Source organism: Sphaerisporangium sp. NBC_01403 (assembly GCF_045040145.1).
Classification (GTDB): Bacteria; Actinomycetota; Actinomycetes; order Streptosporangiales; family Streptosporangiaceae; genus Sphaerisporangium; species Sphaerisporangium viridialbum.
On record NZ_CP109534.1, the window covers coordinates 1,593,964 to 1,607,433 of the forward strand.

Genomic DNA, 13,470 nt, shown 5'->3' on the forward strand with positions numbered 1-13,470 from the left:
CGCCGGGCCGAGGGCGCCTTCACCCGTCAAGGACGCGTCAGTTCTCGCGGGGTCCCCGTCAGGAAGGCGTCAAGACGACGGAGATCGCGGCTGAACCCGCCTAGCGTGCCTTTTGTGGCCGTATTTCCGGTCAAACGAAGGTCCAGCAGGAGGAAGATCATGAGCGATCCGCGGGTGGCCTGATGTGCGCCCTGACGCAGGACATGGCGGCCGTCGCCGACCGGCCGGAAGACCCGTCCGCCGAACCATCACCGGCCCCGCCGACCACCGCGGGCCGGTCCGAGACGAGGCACGAATGACCGTCATGACCGAGACCGCTCCGGGACCGTGGCCCTCGTCCGCGGTGTTCGGGGCCCACGGCGAGGCCACGGTGGCGGGCGTGTCCCTCATGGAGATCGCCAACCGGTTCGGCACCCCCGCGTACGTCCTGGACGAGGCCGACGTCCGCCGCCGCTGCCGCGCCTACCGGGCGGCCCTGCCCGGGGCCGAGATCGCCTACGCCGCCAAGGCGTTCCTGTGCCGGGCCATGGCGAGCTGGATCCGGGCGGAGCGGCTCAGCCTCGACGTGTGCAGCGCGGGGGAGCTGATGGTCGCGCGGTCGGTGGGCTTCCCCGCCGAGCGGATCATCTTCCACGGCAACGCCAAGACCCCGAGAGAGCTCACGGCCGCGGTGAACGAGGGCGTCGGGCGGATCGTGGTGGACAACCTCGCCGAAATCAGCCGCCTCGCGGCACTGGTCCCGCTCGGGCAACGGCAGAAGGTGCTGATCAGGGTCATCCCCGACGTCGGCGCCGGCGCGTACACGGCGATCCGCACGGGCGGGGAGGACCAGCAGTTCGGGCTCTCCATCGCCTCCGGCGCCGCAGGCGAGGCCGTCGCCAGGGTGCTGGCCCAGTCCCGCCTGGAGCTCGCCGGCCTGCACTGCCATCTCGGCTCGCAGATCGGCGCGGCCGAGCCGTACGAGACCGCCGTGCGCGTGCTGGTGGAGCAACTGGCCCGCATCCGGGAGACCCGGGGCGTGATCCTTCCCGAGCTGGACCTCGGCGGAGGCCACGCGATCGCGTACCTGGAAGGGGAGCGCGGCCTCGGCCCGGAGACGTTCGCCGAGCGGGTCACCGGAGCCCTCCGGGAGCGCTGCGCGGGCCTCGGGCTGCCCGTGCCGCGGCTCATCGTGGAGCCGGGGCGGGCGATCAGCGGGCCCGCCGGGGTCACCCTCTACCGGGTCATCTCCGTCAAGAAGGGGCTCACCCGCACCTACGTCGCGGTGGACGGCGGCATGAGCGACAATCCCCGCCACTCGCTGTACGGCGCGCCGTACGAGGTGCGGATGATCGGGCGGGAGTGCCACGTGGGCACGCGGGCCTTCCACGTGGTGGGCCACCACTGCGAGGCGGGAGACGTGCTCGCAGAGGACGCGCTTCTGCCGGCCGACATCCGCCCCGGAGACGTGATCGTCATGGCGGCCACCGGCGCCTACCACCACTCCATGGCCTCCACCTACAACCTGACCGGCCGTCCGCCCGTGGTCGCGGTCGGGGAGGGCGGAGCGCGGCTGGTGGTGCGCAGGGAAGGCGCGGAGGACCTGATGCGCAGGGACGTCGGGCTGTGAGGACTTCTGACGCCGTCGCCGGCCTGAGCCGGCGGCGGCGTCAGATGCTGCGGAGCCCCGCCGGGTCAGCCCGCGGCCGGGGTCTTCGGGGACCAGACGAGCAGGCCGAGGCACATCTCATCGCTGGTGCCCTCGCCCCAGACGACGTAGCGCGCCGGGATGTCGTGCAGTGCCGGGAGCATCTTCCGAAGGCCGGCGTCGTGGGTGCAGGTCACCCGCAGGGTGTCATCGGCCTTGATCGTGACCGGCTGGGCCAGCGGGCGGATGGCCTGCTCGTCGAAGTTGTAGTTGGGGATGTCGAGAAGCGTCCGGGCCTTGGGCGTTCCGGGGTTGAGCTCGACCTTGATCGAGCGGCCCAGCAGGTGCATGTGCCCGGCGACGGCGTAGACCGTGCCGGCCGCGCGGGCCGGCCGGTCGCAGTGCTGTGTCGGTCCGGGGACGGGAGGCCTGGCCTGGTTGCAGAACTGGTTGAGCTGCGTCACGGTGGCCCCGGCCTGCTCGCCGAAGCGGTGGGCGACGTCCTTGACGGCGGCCTCGCGGTCGCACAGCGGCCCCGACTCCGCCTTCGTGCAGGGCAGCTCGATCGGCGCGATCAACTGCGCGGTGTCCAGCGGGTCGAGGTCGGCCTTGCCGTCGGTGAGCCGCAGCCTGATCGAGGAGCGGTCGCTGCCGCCGGGCTTGCCCCCGGTGGCGAGCAGGTTGTAGTGCACCTGGAGGATCAGCCGGCTGCCCGGGGGCATGGGGTACCCCACGTTGCGGGCGAGCAGGGTCTCGTTGGCTCCCGGCGCCCAGTGGCCGATCCAGGCGCCGCCCTCCACCCCGGCGTCGCCGAAGCAGGTCCACCCCTCACCCGGCGTACGGGCGTCGAGGTCACTGGCCGCCTTCACCTGCTCGGGGCCGATCCTGAAGATGATCGCGTGGTGGACCAGCGCGGTGTTCTGCGGCATGAACTGGCTGCCGGTGAGGAACGCCCGGCCGGTGAGCCCCGGGTCGACCAGGAAGCAGCGGTACTCGTCGGTCCCCCCGGACGGCGCCGCCGGCGTGTACGGCTCGGGCAGGGTCAGGTTGACGAACCGTTCCGAGGCCCGTAACGGCGCGGCGGGCGGCGCCGTGAACGGTTTCCCATGCCCGCCGTGCGTTCCGGTGACCGACACCGAGTCCGGGCTCCCCGAGGCCGCGGGCTTCCCCCCTCCCGCGCATGACGCGACGAGGAGGGTGGCGGCGAGCGCGAGGGCCGTCCCGCCCAGCCACCGTGTCGTACGGACCGTGCGCGTCATGACCGCCCCCTGCAGTTCCCTCGGCCCGCCCCGCGCGGGCCTCTCACCGTCAAGAGTCCTCGCCGGCGGGACGCAGGGCCATCGGCCATAAGGCCGAGAACGCTCCTCCGCCCGGCGGAGAGGTTCCCGGTCCTCATACGACCTTGGGTGCCCCACGGAGTGTCGCGAGCAGCCGGGCGGCCTCGGGGGCCGGGTGGCGGGAGAGCAGTCCGGTGACCGCCTCCAGGGTGGGAGACGCCGGCCAGCCCTCGGCCGGTGGCGCGTCCACCGCGCCGAGCACCGCGCAGGCGAGCCGGTGGGCTCCGGGCGCGTGGGCGTCGGTCAGGGTGGGGATCACCGTGCGCGGCGCCATGACGTTGGTGCCGGGCAGGGCTTCGACGAGCCGTCCGGCCCGGGCGCCGGCGAGGTCGTCGACCACGCACGTACCCGCGGGCGAGGACACCCGGGCGCGTCCGGGGCCGTTGTCCACGCGGCCGAAGGGGACGTCGCGGTCCAGCGCGAATCCGCCCTCCGCCGACCTCAGGTGCCGCCCCGTGGACAGGTGGTGCACCCGGATGTGCCAGGGAGGGCACGCGATCAGCCAGGTCTCCACCTCCACGTCCGGCCAGGGGGTCCATCGCAGGTGGAGGAGCCCGTCGCGCACCGTGGAGTCCCGTGGCACCTCGCAGGGCCGCCAGTGGACGCCGTCCTCGCTGAGCGCCAGGGTGCTGTCCAGCGCCGCCTGCTCCAGCCCCCACGAACCGCTCGGCACGCTGAACCCGAAGGAGGTGGAGTAGGCGAACTTGGCGTACTTCGCGGCGCCGTTGCGCACCCAGGTGTGATGCTGCTGCGCGCTCAGCATGACCACCTGCCGGCCCTCCTCGCAGCGCATCAGCGCGACGCCGGCCTCGGGCTGGTCGCTGACCTCCGGCAGGGAAGGCGCGGCCCGTTCGCCGGCCGTCCAGAAGGGGTGACCGGCGGGCAGCGCGAGGGGGAGGAAGGCCTTGAACGCCCAGTACGGGGAGCCGGGGCCGTTGTACTGCTCGGTGAGCGCCGGCTGGGCGTATCCGTAGCCCAAGGTGAGCAGGCCGGAGGGGTCCTGGATCGGCCGCCGCAGCCACCAGCGCAGATGGCGCATCAGGTGGCCCTTGACCGTGCCCCAGGGCAGGGCGTCGACGCCCGCGAACGCGAGCGCTCCCCAGAACGCGCCCTGGGCGAAGCGGTAGGTGAGGCTCCGGCCGAAGGGCACGGCGGCTCCGTCGGACGCGAACCAGTGCTGGAAGTCGAGCGCGAACTCGGCCGCGCGCTCACGGAGCCGCCCGGCGCGGCCGGGGTCGCGCTCCCCGGCGAGCGCCGCGTAGATCAGGCCGTAGTAGTGCATCGCGAAGGGGACGTAGTAGTCCCGCTGGGCGGTGGGGCCGTCGCTGTACCAGCCCCGCCCGAGGGCGAAGGACTCCAGCCGGTCGAGGCGGGCGGCGTTGGGCTTCGGGTCGTAGGCGACGCCGACGCGATCGAGGCCGAGCCCTATCAGGACCGGGAAGAACGCCCAGTTGTTGTCCACGTGCTCCGCAGTGATGGCGTGGAGCAGCCATGCCCGCAGATTGTCCCTCTCGCCGCCGCTCAGCGGGTCCCAGACCTCCTCGGGGGCCAGCGCGAGCGCGAGGCCGATGGCGGCGGTCTCCACCAGTCGCTGGTCGATGTCGGTGACCGCACCCCAGAACTCCTCGTGCCCGGGGTCGGTGCCGGACGCCAGCCCGCGGCGCCACAGCTCCCAATGGTCGAACGAGCCCCCGCCGGCCACCAGCGGCACCAGCCCCCACAGCGGACGGGCGAACGACTCCAGCTCGGCGGCGGTGTCGGAGTGGTGCGCGGCGTTGCCGCCGATGCGCAGCCGGGCGCCGCCCGGGCTGAAGTGCGGGATCAGCGGCTCGGTCAGCTCGCGCACGAGCCGGCGCAGGTCCTCGCGGTCGCGCGGCACGGCCGGCCGGATCCTCTGCATCCGGTAGCTCTCCATCTCAGGTGACATCGACTTTCGCCTCTGACCGAGAGTGGCCTTTCACCCGCGATCTTGTCAATACTTAGTTTAAGATCTTTATGGAAGGGGTCGGCGTACGCGGGCATGGCAGTGGGGCGCCCTTCTTTTCTTGCTAATTTCAAGCTTAGAATCCAATGCATGACCGCTCATCGCAGGAGAAACCGGTACACACCGCCCAGCGTGGTGGCCATGAGACAGGCCGCGGGCCGATGACGGTCGTCGAGCTGGCCATGTACCCCGAGCTTCCCGGCAGGTTGTTCCCGCCCGCCGTGGCCGCCCGCCTTCGCACGGTGGCCGAGGTCGACCTGGCCTCGCCGCTGACCGAGTTCCGCTCGCCCGCGGCGCGGGAACGCCTGCGGCGGGCCACGATCCTGCTGACCGGATGGGGCAGCCCGCCGCTCGACGAGGAAGCCCTGCGGGACGCCCCCGGCCTGCGGGCGGTCGTCCACGCGGCCGGCACGGTGAAGGGCCATCTGCCCCCCGCCGTGTTCGCCCGCGGCATCCAGGTCAGCTCCGCCGCGGCGGCCAACGCCGTTCCCGTGGCCGAGTACACGCTCGCGATGATCCTGCTGGCCAACAAGGCCGTCCCCGCCCTCGCCAGGGAGTACCGCGCGCGGCGCGAGGACCTCGGGCTGCTCCGGCGCGGCGACGACATCGGCAACCACCGCGGGGTGGTCGGGGTGGTCGGGGCGTCGCGCATCGGCAGGCGGGTCCTGGAACTGCTCCGTCCCTTCGACCTCTCGCCGCTGCTGGCCGATCCCCATGCCGACGCGGCGACGGCCGCCTCGCTGGGGGCGCGGCTCGTCGGGCTCGGCGAGCTCTTCGCGCTCAGCGACGTCGTCTCCCTGCACGCCCCCGCGACCCCGCTGACCCGGGGCATGGTCACCGCGCGGCACCTGGCGGCGATGCGCGACGGCGCGACCCTCCTCAACACCGCGAGGGGGTCGCTGGTCGACCAGGACGCGCTGGTCGCCGAGCTGGTCACGGGACGGCTGTCGGCGGTGCTCGACGTCACCGAGCCCGAGGTGCCCCCGGCGGGCTCACCCCTGTGGGAGCTGCCCAACGTGGTCCTGACCCCCCACGTCGCCGGGTCGCTCGGCAACGAGGTGGCCAGGCTCGGCGCCACCGCGGTCGAGGAGGTGCTCAGGCTCGCCGCCGGCGAGCCCCTGCTGCACCCGGTCGACCCGGAGACGCTGGCCATCACCGCCTGAAACGTCAAAGCTCAGCTCTTCAGCCCGCTGAAGGCGATCCCCTCCATGATCCGCCGCTGGAACACCATCAGCACGATGATCACCGGGATGACGGCCAGCGCGGCGCCCGCCATGATGTAGTAGGCGCGCCCCGATTCGCTGCTGGCCAGCTGCTGCAGGGCGAGCGGCAGCGTGTACAGGTCGGGGTCGTTGAGCACGACCAGCGGCCACACCAGGTCGTTCCAGTGGAAGATGAAGCTGGTGATCGTGACGACCGCGAGCACCGGTTTGGAGAGCGGCAGCACGATCTTCCAGAAGATCCGCATCCGGCCCGCTCCGTCGATGAGCGCCGCCTCCTCCAGCTCGCCGGGCAGCGACAGGAAGAACTGGCGGAGCAGGAAGATGTCCAGCACAGAGGCCACGTTCGGCAGGATCAGGCCCCATCCGGAGTCGAACATGCCGAGCGCCTGGGTGATGTGGATGCGCGGCACCAGCAGGGTGATCGTCGGCACCATCATGCCCGCCAGCAGCACGGCGAACAGCTTGTCCCTGCCGGGGAAGGGGATGCGGGCGAAGGCGTAGGCCGCCAGGGCGTCCACCAGGAGCTTGGCCGGCACGAGGATCAGGCAGACCCACACGCTGTTGAGGAACGCGCGGCCGAGCCCGCCGATCTGGATGACGTGCTCGTAGTTGTCCAGCGTGGGCGACCACTCGCCGGTCTTGCGGTCCAGCGGAAGCAGGCTGGGCACCTTGGTGTAGACGTCCGGGCCGTGCTTGAACGAGGTGGCCAGCATCCACAGGAACGGGACGACGGACACCAGCACCAGCAGCACCAGCGCGATGTAGATGGGGGAGAGCCGCAGCCTGCTCACGACACCTCCTTCTTGACGAACCTGAACTGGAGCGCGGTGATGATCATGATGAAGGCCAGCAGGATGAACGACATCGCGCAGGCGGCGCCCATCGCGTCGTAGCGGAAGGCGAACAGGTACAGGTGCAGCACATAGGTCAGCCCCGACTGCTCCGGCCCGCCGGTGACGCTCTTGTTGCCGCCGCCGGAGAAGATGACGTAGACCAGCCCGAACACCTGGAGCGCGGCGATGACCCCGGTCACCAGCAGGTAGAACGTCGTGGGCCTGAGCATCGGCACCACCACTCTCCAGAACCGCTGCACCGGGCCCGCTCCGTCGATGATCGCCGCCTCGCGGATCGACGAGGGGATGCCCTTGAGCCCCGCCAGGTAGATGATCATCGAGATGCCGCACTGCCACGCCGCGATGAACGCCAGGGCCGGGATGACCAGCTCGGGGGTGTTGAGCCAGTTCTGCCGCGGGATGCCGAACAGCCCGAGGAAGACGTTGATCAGGCCGTACTGCGGATCGTAGAGCCAGCGCCAGATCGCGCCGACGGCCGACTCCGCGGTGACCACGGGCAGGAAGAGCAGCAGCCTGAACAGGTTGGAGCCCCTGCGGATGGCGTTGATGAGCAGCGCCTGGCACAGCGCGGACCCCATGGTCAGCGGCACCGCGATCAGCGTGTACTGCAGGGTGACCTTCACCGACTGCCAGAAGTGCGGGTATTTGACCTCGTCGAACAGCAGGTCGGTGTAGTTGGTCAGGCCGACCCAGTTCGGCGCGGACCGCAGGTCCCAGTCGGTGAAGCTGTAGTACAGGGCGGCGAGCGCCGGATAGAGCAGGAAGACGATGAAATACAGCATCGCGGGAGCGATCAGGAGCCAGCCGATGACGCGATCGCTCCCCCCGAACCCCGGGCGGCGGCGCCGCCCGGGCCGGGGCGTCACAGTGGGCTTCTCGGCCACCACTGGAGTTGCCACGCTTGCCTGCCTCTCGGTCAGCCGGTCCAGCCGAGCAGGGCGCGGGTCTTGTCCGCGGCGCCGGTGAGGGCCTGCTGGGCGGTGGCCTTGCCGCTGAGCGCCGACTCGATCGCGGGCGCGATGATCTCGTCGTTGATCTGGATCCACTGCGGTACGGGCGGGCGGGAGTGGGCGACCTTGAGCTGCTCCAGGAAGGCGGCCTGCTCGGTCCCGAACGTGGCGGCGTCCCTCTCGGCGGCGGCGATGTTCGTCGGGAAGCCGCCCAGCGCCTGGGCCAGCTTGGTGTTGTTGTCGGCGTTGGTCAGGTAGGCCAGCCACTTCCAGGCCAGGTCGGCGTTCTTGCCCTTGGTGAACACCACCGCGTTCTCGCCGCCGATGTTGCCGGCCGGCTCGGTCTTGTACGGCAGCGGCGCGACGTTGAACTCAAGGTCGGGGAACTGGTCCTTGATGTTGGCCACGTCCCACGGACCGGAGATCATCATGCCGGCCAGGCCGTTCTCGAAGGGCTTGTCGGAGTCGGTGATCTCCCTCGGCGAGGACTTGAGCAGGTCGACCCACAGTTGCAGCGCCTCGACGGCGGGCGGCTGGTCGAACAGGATCTTCTTGGCCTTCATGTCCGCCATCTCGCCGCCGGCGCCGGCCACGAACCCCGGCCACATCCAGCCGCCGTAGCCGTCGCCCTTCGGCACCACCATTCCGGCGATCTTCGGGTCCGTCTGGTGGATCTGCGTCGTGATCTGCTTCAGCTCGTCCCAGGTCTTGGGCGGGGTCGGGACGAGCTTCTTGTTGTAGAAGAGCCCGACCGTGGTGTGGTCCATCGGCACGCCGTACAGCTTGTCGTTGACGCGGTTGGTGTCCAGGGCCCCGGCGTACAGCGACTTCTCGTCGATCGTGCCGGCGGGCATCTCCCTGATGGTGCCGTCGAGCGCGTAGCGCGCGACGAGCGGCTGGTCGAGGGTCCCCGCGTCCGGGACGGAACCGCTCGCGACGGCACTGCCCAGCTTGGTGTTGTAGTCGTCCTTCGGAATCTTGACGATCTTGACGCTGACGCCCTTGTTGGCCTTCTCGAAGTCCGTGCGGAGCTTCTCGACCACCTCTCCGGCCTGCGGAGTGCGGTCCTGGAACATCCAGTAGGTCAGCGTGGTGGTCGCCGCCGCTCCGCCGGAGCCGCCTCCGCACGCGGTGAGCCCGGCGACCAGCGCCATCGCGGCGGCCGTCCCTGTCACTCTCCTGATCATTTCGCTCTCCTCCACGGGGGGTTTCACAGAAGATAATCTAAGTATCGAAATAAGGTCAGGCCTTCTATGAAACGCTTTGGTAACACGACCATCGCGCCATGTCAGGCCTTGCCGGTCCGGTGGTGGCGGGTTTCCTTCGGCGTCTGAACTAACATGGCCGTGAACTCGTGGAGGTACGTCATGGCAAGGCCCGAGCGCAGAACGGTGCGCGATGTCCGCAAAGGCAACCGCGCCATGCTGCTGCGCACGCTGTACTTCGACGGGCCGGCCAGCCGCAACGACCTCTCCGCGCTCACCGGGCTGAGCGCGGCCACGGTCAGCACCATGACCGGCGGGCTGCTGGGCGACGGCATCGTCGTCGAGGCCGGCCAGGTCGACTCCGACGGCGGGCGCCCGCGCGTGCTCCTGCGCGTCAACCCCGTGTACGGTTACGCGGTCGGCGTGGACGTCTCCGAGACGCACGTGCGCGTCGAGCTGTTCGACCTGGAGATGAACCAGCGGGCCAAGGTCGAGTACGCCCTGCGGCCGGCCCGCCACGACCCCGAGCTGGTCGTCATGCACATCCTCGCGGGCATCGAGGTGGTGCTCTCCGACGCCGGGGTGCCCGCCGAGCGGGTCCTCGGCGTGGGAGTCGGCGTCCCTGGCATCGTGGAGCGCGGCGCCGACGTGCTCATCCACGCCAAGGCCTTCGGCTGGGACGGCGTTCCCCTGGGAGCGCTCCTACGTGCCGGCACCTCCCTCCCTCTGCACGTCGACAACGGGGCCAAGGCGATGGGCCAGGCCGAGCTGTGGTTCGGTTCCGGCCGTGGCGCGGCGAACGCCGTCATCGTCCTGATCGGCGCGGGGGTGGGGGCCACCGTGGTCGCCGACGGGGCCACCTTCCACGGGGTGAGCAGCAGCGCCGGCGAGTGGGGACACACCAAGATCGTCGCGGGGGGACGGCCGTGCCGGTGCGGCGGGCGCGGGTGCCTGGAGGCCTACATCGGCGCCGAGGCCATCCTCGAACGGGCCGGGGTCTCCACGCGGAAGGCCGGCTGGCAGGAGGAGCTGACCCGGGTACTGGCCTCACGCTCTCCCGTGGTGGAGGAGACGGTGAGCTATCTCGGGGTGGGCCTGGCCAATCTGGTCAACCTGCTCAACCCCGAGCGCATCATCATCGGCGGCTGGGTCGGGCTCCTGCTCGGTGAGACCCTGCTGCCCGAGATCCGCGACGTGGTCGCCGCGAACTCCCTCGCGCAGCCGTACGCCGCCAGTTCCCTGGTGCTCGGCCGTCTCGGCCCCGACGCCGTGGCGCTGGGCGCCGCCACCCTGGTCATCGAGGAGTTCCTCAGCGCCACCCCGGCCGCCGCCCGCATCACCGCCACCGGCTGACCCGCCGCACTTCGCGCATCCGTCCGGTCAGGCCGGGCGGCCGAAGCGTACGTGGCTGTGGCCGGCCGGGTCGGGGAACCCCGGCGACCTGGACGACACCTGGGCCGCCCTGGCGCGGATGCTGGAGGCGCTGCGAGCCTGAGGTGGCGGGAAAGCGGAAACCCCAGGTCTTTGACCTGGGGAATCGGGGGTGGGCGATACTGGGATTGAACCAGTGGCCTCTACCGTGTCAAGGTAGCGCTCTCCCACTGAGCTAATCGCCCTCGATGAGGAATCAGAGCGGACGACGGGATTCGAACCCGCGACCCTCACCTTGGCAAGGTGATGCTCTACCAGCTGAGCCACGTCCGCATGATCACTCGGAAGTCGTACCCGGGTGATGCCTGTCTAACTTTACCGGATCCCGGAGGTGCGAGATCCCGTCGAGGTGGAGACGGGATTTGAACCCGTGTACGCGGCTTTGCAGGCCGCTGCCTCGCCTCTCGGCCACTCCACCAGGATCTTCGAGCGGACGACGGGATTCGAACCCGCGACCCTCACCTTGGCAAGGTGATGCTCTACCAGCTGAGCCACGTCCGCGTGAGTCTCGGGGAAGCGATCCCCGGTCACGCAAAGACTCTAGCGCGTCCGGAGACCTCGCGTGCGCAGTCCGCGACGCGAGCCGCACGTGAACGCGAGGTTTCTCGAACCCGGGGCGTGGCCCCCGTAGGCACCCCCGTGGCACTCTCCAGCAGCACTTAGGGGCGTACCTTGCCCGAAATCGGGCAGGAATCTTGGCGTGTCATCTCTTTCCTGCGTAAAGTCCTGGCCTGTGTCAACGGCACGGCATTCCTATGAGGATCTGATCGCGCACCTGACCCGGACCACGTCCCTCGGTCCGGGGGAGGCCGCCCGCGTGGTGGCCGAGGTCGTCGCCTACTTCTCGGAGTCCGCCGAGGAGTACGTCAGGCGCCGCCACGGGGAGATGAAGGCCCGGGGTCTCACCAACGAGCGCATCTTTCCCTGCATCGCCGCCGAGCTGTCCGCACGCCGCGTCGCGGCACCCGAGCTGTCCCTGCGCCAACTGCGCCGCATCGTGTACGGCTAGCGCACCAAGGAGATCGAAATGTGTGGAATTGTCGCCTATATCGGGCCGAAAGACGCGGCACCGATCCTGCTGGAGGGTCTGCAGCGCCTGGAGTACCGAGGCTACGACTCGGCCGGTCTCGTGGTGAACAACAAGGGACTCAAGGTACGCAAGGTCAAGGGCAGGGTCGCCGACCTGGCGGCGGCCGTGCCCGCGAGGTTCAAGGGCGGCCTCGGCATCGGCCACACCCGCTGGGCCACGCACGGCGTCCCCAATGACGTCAACGCCCACCCGCACCTGGACGGCGAGGAGCGCATCGCCGTCGTCCACAACGGCATCATCGAGAACGCCGACGAGCTGCGCGCGAAGCTGGTCGCCGACGGGGCCGTCTTCGTCTCCGAGACCGACACCGAGGTGCTCGCCCACCTCATCGCCCGCACCGTCCAGGACACCGACTCGCTGGAGGAGGCGGTCAGGAAGGCGCTCAAGAGCATCGTCGGCACGTACGGCATCGCCGTGCTGGACGCCGAGCGCACCGGCGAGATCGTCGTCGCCCGCAACGGCAGCCCCATCGTCATCGGCATCGGCGAGAAGGAGATGTTCTGCGCCTCCGACGTCGCCGCCCTGGTCCGCTACACCCGGCAGGTCGTCCACCTGGAGGACGGCGAGCTGGCCGTGCTCAAGGCCGACGGCTTCCACACCTTCACCATGGACGCCCGCGCCACCTCCAAGGAGCCGCTGACCGTCGACTGGGACGCCGGGCACTACGACACCGGCGGCTACGAGCACTACCTGCTCAAGGAGATCTCCGACCAGCCCGAGTCGGTGGCCCGCACGCTGCGCGGCCGTCTCGACGGCCGGTTCAACATCGCCCACCTCGGCGGCCTCAACCTCGACCCCCGCGAGACCCGCGCGTTCCGCCGCGTGAAGATCATCGGCTGTGGTTCGGCGTACTACGCCGGTCAGATCGGCGCCCAGCTCATCGAGGAGCTCGCCCGCATCCCCGCCGACGCCGAGCCGGCCTCCGAGTTCCGCTACCGCAGCCCCGTCGTCGAGCACGACACGCTGTACGTCGCCGTGAGCCAGTCGGGAGAGACCTACGACACGCTCGCCGCCGTCCAGGAGCTCAAGCGCAAGGGCGGGCGGGTGCTCGGCGTCGTCAACGCGGTCGGCAGCGCGATCGCCCGCGAGGTCGACGGCGGCGTCTACCTGCACGCGGGGCCCGAGGTCTCGGTGGCCTCCACCAAGGCGTTCACCTCGACGGCCGTGGCGTTCGCGCTGATCGCCCTGCACTTCGGCCGGGTCCACGACCTGTCGCCGGCCGACGGGCGGCGCATCGTGGAGGGCCTGCGGAAGCTGCCCGAGCAGATCGAGGAGATCGTCAAGCAGAGCGACGCCATCGAGGCGCTCGCCCGGAAGTACGCCACCCACCCCAGCATGATGTTCGTCGGCCGGGTGCGCGGCTACCCGGTCGCCCGCGAGGGCGCCCAGAAGCTCAAGGAGATCTCGTACGTGCACGCCGAGGCGTACCCGGCGAGCGAGCTGAAGCACGGCCCGCTGGCGCTCATCGGCCCCGAGATGCCGACCGTGGCGATCGTGCCCGACGACGAACTGCTCGACAAGAACCTCACCACGCTCGGCGAGATCCGCGCCCGTGGCGGCAAGGTGCTCATGGTGGGTCACCGCCTGCCCGACAGCAAGCTCGTGGAGGACGTGATCGTGGTGCCGAAGAACGAGGTCGAGCTCGACCCGATCCTGCTCGGCATCCCCCTGCAGCTCCTGGCCTACCACGCAGCCGTCGCCCTCGAACGCGACGTCGACAAGCCCCGCAACCTCGCCAAGAGCGTCACGGTGGAGTAGTGCCGCGGCCG

10 protein-coding genes and 4 tRNA genes are annotated in these 13,470 nt (G+C 70.4%); 5 read left to right on the top strand and 9 right to left on the bottom strand.

Going from position 1 to position 13,470, the window contains the following annotated elements; all coding sequences use genetic code 11:
- Positions 1-295: 295 nt before the first annotated feature.
- Positions 296-1,609, top strand: coding sequence for a diaminopimelate decarboxylase (gene lysA, locus OG589_RS06885; protein WP_405147197.1), 1,314 nt, complete (start codon positions 296-298; stop codon positions 1,607-1,609).
- Positions 1,610-1,674: 65 nt separating this feature from the next.
- Here the strand turns inward: lysA and OG589_RS06890 are convergent, their stop codons facing one another.
- Complete coding sequence (locus OG589_RS06890; protein WP_405147199.1) at positions 1,675-2,886, bottom strand: monooxygenase; 1,212 nt, start codon at positions 2,884-2,886, stop codon at positions 1,675-1,677.
- 133 nt (positions 2,887-3,019) lie between these two features.
- On the bottom strand, positions 3,020-4,891 hold the full coding sequence (locus OG589_RS06895; protein WP_405147201.1) for a DUF2264 domain-containing protein: 1,872 nt from the start codon (positions 4,889-4,891) through the stop codon (positions 3,020-3,022).
- Positions 4,892-5,109: 218 nt separating this feature from the next.
- Between OG589_RS06895 and OG589_RS06900 the strand changes: the two genes are divergently transcribed.
- Complete coding sequence (locus OG589_RS06900; protein ID WP_405147203.1) at positions 5,110-6,111, top strand: hydroxyacid dehydrogenase; 1,002 nt, start codon at positions 5,110-5,112, stop codon at positions 6,109-6,111.
- An 11-nt stretch (positions 6,112-6,122) separates the two neighbouring features.
- On the opposite strand, the gene OG589_RS06905 is transcribed toward OG589_RS06900, so the two are convergent.
- From OG589_RS06905 to OG589_RS06915, 3 genes are read right to left on the bottom strand one after another with little or no spacing between them, the layout of a single operon-like run.
- Positions 6,123-6,962, bottom strand: a complete 840-nt coding sequence (locus tag OG589_RS06905; protein ID WP_405147205.1) for a carbohydrate ABC transporter permease — start codon at positions 6,960-6,962, stop codon at positions 6,123-6,125.
- A complete protein-coding gene (locus tag OG589_RS06910) occupies positions 6,959-7,924 on the bottom strand; it encodes a carbohydrate ABC transporter permease (RefSeq protein WP_405147207.1) in 966 nt (321 codons plus the stop codon). The genes OG589_RS06905 and OG589_RS06910 overlap by 4 nt, the downstream gene beginning before the upstream one ends.
- Positions 7,925-7,941: 17 nt before the next feature.
- Positions 7,942-9,162, bottom strand: a complete 1,221-nt coding sequence (locus OG589_RS06915; RefSeq protein WP_405147209.1) for an ABC transporter substrate-binding protein — start codon at positions 9,160-9,162, stop codon at positions 7,942-7,944.
- A gap of 180 nt (positions 9,163-9,342) precedes the next feature.
- Here OG589_RS06915 and OG589_RS06920 point away from each other — a divergent pair, with 180 nt between their 5' ends.
- The gene (locus OG589_RS06920) at positions 9,343-10,533 is read left to right on the top strand and encodes an ROK family protein (RefSeq protein ID WP_405147211.1); all 1,191 of its coding nucleotides are present in this window, start codon (positions 9,343-9,345) and stop codon (positions 10,531-10,533) included.
- A gap of 191 nt (positions 10,534-10,724) precedes the next feature.
- On the opposite strand, the gene OG589_RS06925 is transcribed toward OG589_RS06920, so the two are convergent.
- The 4 genes from OG589_RS06925 to OG589_RS06940 all read right to left on the bottom strand — a co-directional run bounded on the left by OG589_RS06925 (position 10,725) and on the right by OG589_RS06940 (position 11,112).
- Positions 10,725-10,796: transfer RNA gene (locus OG589_RS06925), tRNA-Val, on the bottom strand.
- Between the two features lie 15 nt (positions 10,797-10,811).
- Positions 10,812-10,884, bottom strand: a tRNA-Gly gene (locus OG589_RS06930).
- 74 nt (positions 10,885-10,958) lie between these two features.
- Positions 10,959-11,029 (bottom strand) — tRNA-Cys (locus OG589_RS06935).
- A gap of 10 nt (positions 11,030-11,039) precedes the next feature.
- Positions 11,040-11,112: transfer RNA gene (locus OG589_RS06940), tRNA-Gly, on the bottom strand.
- Between the two features lie 232 nt (positions 11,113-11,344).
- Here OG589_RS06940 and OG589_RS06945 point away from each other — a divergent pair.
- Complete coding sequence (locus tag OG589_RS06945) at positions 11,345-11,620, top strand: hypothetical protein (RefSeq protein ID WP_405147213.1); 276 nt, start codon at positions 11,345-11,347, stop codon at positions 11,618-11,620.
- A gap of 18 nt (positions 11,621-11,638) precedes the next feature.
- Positions 11,639-13,459 carry a glutamine--fructose-6-phosphate transaminase (isomerizing) gene (glmS, locus tag OG589_RS06950; protein WP_405147215.1) on the top strand — a complete coding sequence of 607 codons (1,821 nt, stop codon included), beginning with the start codon at positions 11,639-11,641 and terminating at the stop codon, positions 13,457-13,459.
- The last annotated feature ends 11 nt before the right edge of the window (positions 13,460-13,470 follow it).

What these genes read in the sequence shown, in the direction of transcription:
- lysA (WP_405147197.1), top strand. Translation starts at nt 296, where the DNA reads ATGACCGTCATGACCGAGACCGCTCCGGGACCGTGGCCCTCGTCCGCG.
- OG589_RS06890 (WP_405147199.1), bottom strand. Translation starts at nt 2,886, where the DNA reads ATGACGCGCACGGTCCGTACGACACGGTGGCTGGGCGGGACGGCCCTC.
- OG589_RS06895 (WP_405147201.1), bottom strand. Translation starts at nt 4,891, where the DNA reads ATGTCACCTGAGATGGAGAGCTACCGGATGCAGAGGATCCGGCCGGCC.
- OG589_RS06900 (WP_405147203.1), top strand. Translation starts at nt 5,110, where the DNA reads ATGACGGTCGTCGAGCTGGCCATGTACCCCGAGCTTCCCGGCAGGTTG.
- OG589_RS06915 (WP_405147209.1), bottom strand. Translation starts at nt 9,162, where the DNA reads ATGATCAGGAGAGTGACAGGGACGGCCGCCGCGATGGCGCTGGTCGCC.
- OG589_RS06920 (WP_405147211.1), top strand. Translation starts at nt 9,343, where the DNA reads ATGGCAAGGCCCGAGCGCAGAACGGTGCGCGATGTCCGCAAAGGCAAC.
- glmS (WP_405147215.1), top strand. Translation starts at nt 11,639, where the DNA reads ATGTGTGGAATTGTCGCCTATATCGGGCCGAAAGACGCGGCACCGATC.